The following is a 233-nucleotide window of genomic DNA, read 5'->3' on the forward strand; positions in this document are numbered from 1 at the left end:
CCTTGTGCGGCGCCCGCCCCCGGATAGTGACGAACAGGTCATTACACTTGGCCGGGTGCTTCGCGCGGATCGCAATGTAGGCTTCGAGTGCTTGGCGCGTCGATGGCTGCAAGGCGATCAGTCGCTGCTTGCCGAACTTGCCGTTGCGGACGACCAGCCCATCCTCGACCAGATCGTTGCACTGTAGCGCGAGAGCCTCGGAAATCCGGAGACCTGTCGCCGCGAGCAGGCCG

General features: G+C 64.4%; 1 protein-coding gene. It reads right to left on the reverse strand.

The genetic code is table 11. The features are described from left to right. Positions 1–233: tyrosine-type recombinase/integrase (locus tag AX724_RS02070; RefSeq protein ID WP_156447971.1), on the reverse strand; the 233-nt coding region annotated here is incomplete at both ends.

Origin of the sequence: Sphingobium sp. CCH11-B1 (assembly GCF_001556865.1) — a bacterium.
GTDB lineage: Bacteria > Pseudomonadota > Alphaproteobacteria > Sphingomonadales > Sphingomonadaceae > Sphingobium.